This is a genomic window from Pleionea sp. WD8-19, assembly GCF_055326765.1.
Window position 1 is genome coordinate 1 of the sequence record NZ_JBUZOU010000039.1, and the last position, 6552, is coordinate 6552.

Below are 6552 nucleotides of genomic sequence, written 5' to 3' on the forward strand. Positions count from 1 at the left end.
AGTGAACACGGTCTTGGAAGCGGAGTTTAAATACGATACCGCTTTACAAGGCACAAGCGGGCAATGCTATGGCTTGCCGGCCAGTGAAAACAAGGTCGGTGAAAACTATTTGAAGCAATACCGTTATGACGCGAAGTGTCGAGCCAGCAAAACCACCACCACCATCGATAGTAAAGAATACGATGTGCTCACCCATTGGGACAGCCGCTATGGCCGCGTCAAAGGGCTGACGTATCCGTCTGACCTTACGGTTGCGTATGAGTATGACGCCACCGGCCTCACCCAAACCGTAAAGAACGCGCAAAGTGGTGCCACTTATCGCACCATCGAGGAAATGGATGCGCTCGGTAACTGGACAGAAGCCAGCTACGGTACCTCCACCGCCAGCATCAGCCGCGGCTTTGACCCAGCCAGCGGACAAATGCTGTTTTCTCAATTGCAAAAGGGGAGCACCTGGCAACAGCGTCTCGATTACACCGGGTTCGATGCGTTCGGTAATCTCACCGCCATGGATGTGGACAATCGTGTCGGCGCTAGTGTGTACACCGACCGGGAAACCTTTGTTTACGACGGATTACACCGCTTAACGCGCAGCACACGCACCTATCAAGGTGGCCTGAATAACATCACGAATTACAGTTACGATGCTGTCGGTAATTTTGCCTACAAATCCGACTTTAGTATTGCCAGCAACAATTATGTGTTTGGTAACTCAAGCAAAAGCGCCGGTGGCAATGCGGGCCCTAACGCAGTGCGTCGCGTCACGCTGGCCAATGGCAAAGGCTACCGGTATTACAACTACGATAACAACGGCAACTTAACGTCCGACAGCATTCGTAACATTGCGTACAACGCCTTTAATAAACCCACGGTGATTGATTTAAACCCGGGGCATTATTTGGGCCCTTGGGACACGCAAGCTACCGCTGACATTACGCTGAACTTCTATTACGGCGCTGACCAAATGCGCTACAAGCAATTCAAAAGCACCGGCGAAACGACGATATACATCGACAAGTTGTATGAAGAAATCAAAACCGACAACAAAACCGTTAAGAAAAGTTACATCGGTGATATTGCTGTCGTTACCGAAACCACGGAAAACGGCGTTACCACCCACAATACCAAGTACTTCCATCGTGACCGTTTAGGCTCGATGAGTGCAGTGTTCGATAACGCCGGGAATGTACTTGAGGCCCACAGTTTCGACCCCTTTGGTAAACCTCGAACGGGACGATTGCAGAATAAATTCAACGCCATTTTAGATTCCGATACCTCCACTCGCGGCTTTACTGACCATGAGCATATGGACGATGCACAACTGATTCATATGAATGGGCGAGCGTATGACTATAATCTTGGACGGTTCCTTTCTGTGGACCCGTTTATTCAGAGCCCTGGAAATTCACAATCTTTAAACCCTTACAGTTACATCATGAATAATCCTTTGGCGGGAACAGATCCGAGTGGGTACTTGGCCTTTTTACTTCCTTTAGTGCCGATGGCTATTGAAGCAGTAGGAGCTGGACTCGCTGTTTATGGTGCCTATGAAACAGGTGATGCTATTGGTACTGCAATCTATGAAGTAAGTTCGGGGCAAAAAGATTTAGGAGACGCTGCTGCTGCTGCAGGCAAAGATATTGCGGTAAATGCAGCTTTAACTGTTACAGGTACTAAGCTTGTCAAGCTAGCTCCAGACTCTCTAAAGAACAAAGCAGGAGATGCGCTGAATAAAGTAACGGAAAAGTTTAATGGTAAAGACTCATCAATGAAGAACAATGATGGGCCTGAGAGTATAGGTGCGGCTGCAGATAACGAAACAGGAGTTGATTCTTTAGCTGGTGCAAGAGTTAAACAAAGGATTGAGAGAATAGAAGAGAACTCGACAAAGTCTGATAAGTATACAACTTATTCTGTAGCCGAAGTTGAGACTGCTGAAGGTAAAGTAGAGAATTGGGTAAGTTCAGCAGGAGAAAAAGGAAAAGTTCCAAACAGAATTAGAGAACCTGAAGACAAAGTCATAAAAAATAAAGTTGATGGAATGAATAAGTCAAAAGGTTCTACAGTTAATGACGCAGAGCAAACCATTATGAGAGAGGCCGAAGAAACAGGTGCAACGATAAAAGCTATAGGAGCTACAAGGGATATGTGTTCAGATTGTCAAAATGTAGCAAAGCAGAAAGGAGTGCTAGATAAAGTAGTAACAACACTTGAAGACATTATTGAGGTTGATTAAATGAACTTAAGTATTATTGTTGCAATAAAGTGAGAATAGCTATGAGTATGACAGATAAAGAAGCTTGTATGGAAGATACAATTGAACTGACAAGTGAATTAAGAGATTTGAATGATGAATCTTGGAGTGAGCTGAGAAGTTTGCTTGTCAGAAAAGGACTAAATGTTAATGAAGTATTTCTTGTTGCATTCACTGAAAATGGGAAAGGGCTTGAATCTGGTTTGTTAGTTACTTACAACTGCTGTTTCGAGTATGAAGCGGAGACTTATGATTATTCTAACCTTGTTAGATGGTTATCGGGTAAAGAAAATTTGGAGTTGTTTAGTGATTTAGCTGTTTATGTAGACTGGGTTCAGGAGGCATTTTCGTTATTGCAAGAGAGAGTTTAGATACTGTAAATTATTCTATGTAACTGAAAAGTTAAGGCAGGACAGCCACCACTTAGTTCCAAAGCCGATGCAACCCATCGGCTTCGTTCTTTAAAAACCAGCTTACCTTTCTAGTGCTTCCGCGGTTTTACCGGGCACGAGCATATGGACGATGCACAACTGATTCATATGAATGGGCGAGCGTATGACTATAATCTTGGACGGTTCCTTTCTGTGGACCCGTTTATTCAGAGCCCTGGAAATTCACAATCTTTAAACCCTTACAGTTACATCATGAATAATCCTTTGGCGGGAACAGATCCGAGTGGGTACTTGGCCTTTTTACTTCCTTTAGTGTAGCGTGCTTTTTTGTCATCGTAGTTTTTTCCAAATTAGCGGTCGTAGGATTTTGAAGTTTTACGACCGCTTTTTCGCTTTCTCATCGTAGCATATTTTTAATTTACCAAACTTCTGTCGTAATATTTCTCAATCACCGTTGTAAAAATTATCTCACTGCTATCGTATTTTTAAAAATCACTGAAGTAATGAAGTTTTTTACGACGGTTTGGGGAAATTGAATGTGATAATAGGAGTGGCGTAATCTACACCACTTGTTGCTTGATGAGTTCTTTATGCGTGCGCCAGTGTGGCTGCACTAATACACAATTGACGTGGGTAATGGTGACCACTTTTTGTGTTTCTCGGGCCGCTTCGATCAAACTGCCATAACAGAGATTACGGCACAGTCTTAAGTTGCCTTGCGCGGAGCGACATATTAACTCAATGGCGGCCGGATCGAAAGTGTTAATGCCCATTCGATCGGCTTCAAGTTCTTTGACAATATACTGTTCCATGTCATCGTTATTCAGTGGCTTTATGGTTGCTGAATAGGTGATACGACTCTTTATATCCTGATTCACATTGAGTGACAGGTAATGCAACAGATCGCGCCGGCCGAACAAGACCAAGTTATGCATTTTAGGAAATTGCTCAAACAAGAGCCGCAACTTTCGTAACACTTGCATATCGAGTAAGTGTGCTTCATCAATCAGTAGCGCGGTGTCGGGACACCCATAAGTTTAAGTCTGTAATTTTGATATTGATAATGAGTAATATCCTTAGCAGTTTATTTAGAGCGGACTTTCTTAGCGAAAATTGCTTTTTATAGATAAAGATATTCGAAAAGCAGAAGGTTTAACTTCGAAAGGTTTTTTAGTTAAGATTGTATCAAAAATGTTCAATATGGATGTTTTTGTGAGACAGTAAATTATTTACAGTCTTGTTTTTTATTTGCTCCATGGCTTCCCATATTTTAAAATACCTCAAAACTGGATATGTTAACTGGTACAAAAGCAGATGGATGCCATTAAATATAAATTTATATTATTCACGACTTTCCTGTTTCTAGCGGCATGCAGTGGAGGTAGCGATGAAGGTAGTAGTGATAACTATACAATAACGGCCAGCGAGTCAAATATAACGTTTTCTAAACCATTTGATAGAGGCAATGCGCCTGAATCGGCCAATCTGAATATTACGTTTAACGGAGATGGTGTAGTTGCGGGGTTTCCTCCAGGCCAAGCTGTCCCTAACTGGCTTAATGGTCTGTACGTTACTTCGAGCTCGGCGTCTCAAGTTAATTTTTCACTATCAGTTCATGATATAAGCACTAGTAATCCAGTACAACTAAGTACCGTTATTCGGTTTTCGACCGGAAAAGAGGATGGTAGTGTCGTCAAATTTGTTGATGTCAACGTCACCTACAACCTAACCGATTACATTGAAATTGAAGAGAAAAAAGATATTGAAGTCTATGGATATCTTGGTGGCGATTTTGACGTGCCCCAAATAAAAATTTTAACCCATTCGCAAAATTGGTTTTTAACCAGTGATGTGGATTGGCTCAACTTTGATACAGCCTCAGGCGATTCAGCACAAACAGTAAGTCTACTAATTGATCAAGACCAATTAAGAGAGGGAGAGTCCCAAGCTATAATTTCGGTATTAAATGACGAGCAAGAGCCTGTAGACTCCATAAACCTTAATTTATTAATCGATAAACCGAGAATATGGTTTAAACGTGAAGCTATTGCTTTAAGTCACCTGGATAACGAAACTACGGAAGAGTTTGGGGTTCCCGTTGATGCTAATATCAATATAGATTTTAATACAATTGAGTATGAGTCTTCCGAACCTTGGTTAACCGTCGAAACCGGAAGTGAGGGTGCACAGTTTATCGTTGATTCTTCAATTATTAGTAATGGTTATTATATTGCTAATGTCACAATTAAAACGAATGAAAGTTTAGAACCTGCAAAAGAGTTGAGAGTAGGACTCTATAAAAATTCAAATATTTCAAGATCAAATGAACTTAATATTGAACTGAGCCAATATGAAAATACTTACCCTCAATATGTTGTCGATCCAGTAAGGCCATATGTTTACGTATATAGCACTATCTACAATCCATTATCCATTTACAATATTTATTCTGGAGAGCTTGTCGAGCAGTTAATTTTCCCAATATCAGAAGGTAATGATAGAAATATTCGAGTTTTCATTCCTAAAGACGGAAAAAACATGTTTATTACAACTTCTGATTACTATGACCCAAAAATGATTACTTTGGATTTAGATGACTACACATGGGATCAAAACATTCCGGAAGATAATTTCTTTTTCTATCCTTATTTTCTTGATGGTGTTGATTTACTTATAAATATTGAAAGTAAAGAAGTAAGGCTGTCTAGTAACAATGAAAGTTTACAAGAGATTAGTTCTGGATCTAATTCTCTTTCTGGATTTTTCAATCATTATCTTAACTTTACTCAAGGTGAGTTACTTATACAGTCGTTACCAAGTGGTAATGAAATACGATCAATAGATTTTACGGTAAACAAGACGGCAGGCGTTTTCTCTCATAAAGCAAATCACACATTGGAAGCTAGTCAATTGCAAGCAAACACTGTAAGTGGTGCTGAATTTATTTCTGGGTTTACAATTTATCGATATTCACCTGAAGATGGCTTTCAAACTAAAGCTAATATTTCGACAGTGAGTGGGAATGTTTTCGGTAATTATGCTATGGCAACTGGAAAAACTATATTTGAGAGTTGGTCTAATAGTTATAATGATTTCTTTTTGACGAGTTTTACACCGAATGGAGAGCTAATTGATAATACTCAAGTTTCAGTTGAAATAACTGGATTGGAATACTCGTCTGACGAGCAACGTTTAATTAAACTGCTCTCTCCTAGGCCTCACGGTTCAATTAAGAGCTTGCAAATTACAACTGAGTAGAAGTCCTTTATGAAACTTTCAATGTTACAAAAGGGCTAATATGAACGTCTTATCGAAAGCAAGGATTTTCGACGATGAGGTCTCGGCAGCTGGTATATATACCGCCATTGTGGATGGCAGTATTTGTTGCTGCCAGGCCTTGATGAGCTTTAATTCTTGCTAACTAATTATCGATGCGTGCTGTTATTAACCTGGTTTTATTTGCTGGCGTAAGAACAGAAATTAACGTGTTAATCGAACATCCTTAATTTAAAGCCTGAAGTTTCGACATTGCTAATGGATAATTATCTAAGCTGCTTTATGAAAGCTATCCACTTTGGTGAATAATGCAAGAGCTTTTAGAAAAAGCAGTCGCCTCTTTTAGCCATATTGCATCTATTATTTCTTTTTGGATACATAGACAACTTGTTATAACAAACCTCTCTTTATCGTCGATTTTTTAGACTCTTTTGTCGACAAGCTCAAAAATCATTCAGTATTCGGCCCCACACTCTAAAATAGTGGCTATCCCTTGCAGCGATAAATGTAAGCGTCTAACCAAACACACGCTTGACTACTGAGTCAGCTCAACGTTCCAAGGCATCAAGTACTCAATATTGTCCGGTGACTTAGGCAGCTCTTCGAGTAGGAACGTGATGTAAAAGAATG

General features: G+C 40.4%; 4 protein-coding genes and 1 pseudogene. 4 read left to right on the top strand and 1 reads right to left on the bottom strand.

Annotated elements, in window-relative coordinates:
* The 3 genes and pseudogenes from ACTUJY_RS20745 to ACTUJY_RS20755 all read left to right on the top strand — a co-directional run.
* Positions 1-2236, top strand: a 2236-nt coding sequence (locus ACTUJY_RS20745; protein WP_463618052.1) for an RHS repeat domain-containing protein, incomplete at its 5' end; no start/stop codon positions are given.
* A gap of 47 nt (positions 2237-2283) precedes the next feature.
* Complete coding sequence (locus ACTUJY_RS20750; RefSeq protein WP_463618053.1) at positions 2284-2625, top strand: hypothetical protein; 342 nt, start codon at positions 2284-2286, stop codon at positions 2623-2625.
* 135 nt (positions 2626-2760) lie between these two features.
* Positions 2761-2964 (top strand): annotated as a pseudogene (locus ACTUJY_RS20755) (RHS repeat domain-containing protein); the annotation flags it as partial.
* A 242-nt stretch (positions 2965-3206) separates the two neighbouring features.
* Here ACTUJY_RS20755 and ACTUJY_RS20760 read toward each other — a convergent pair.
* Positions 3207-3581, bottom strand: a complete 375-nt coding sequence (locus ACTUJY_RS20760; protein ID WP_463618054.1) for a hypothetical protein — start codon at positions 3579-3581, stop codon at positions 3207-3209.
* 379 nt (positions 3582-3960) lie between these two features.
* Here ACTUJY_RS20760 and ACTUJY_RS20765 point away from each other — a divergent pair, with 379 nt between their 5' ends.
* Positions 3961-5904 carry a hypothetical protein gene (locus tag ACTUJY_RS20765; RefSeq protein ID WP_463618055.1) on the top strand — a complete coding sequence of 648 codons (1944 nt, stop codon included), beginning with the start codon at positions 3961-3963 and terminating at the stop codon, positions 5902-5904.
* Positions 5905-6552: the final 648 nt, after the last annotated feature.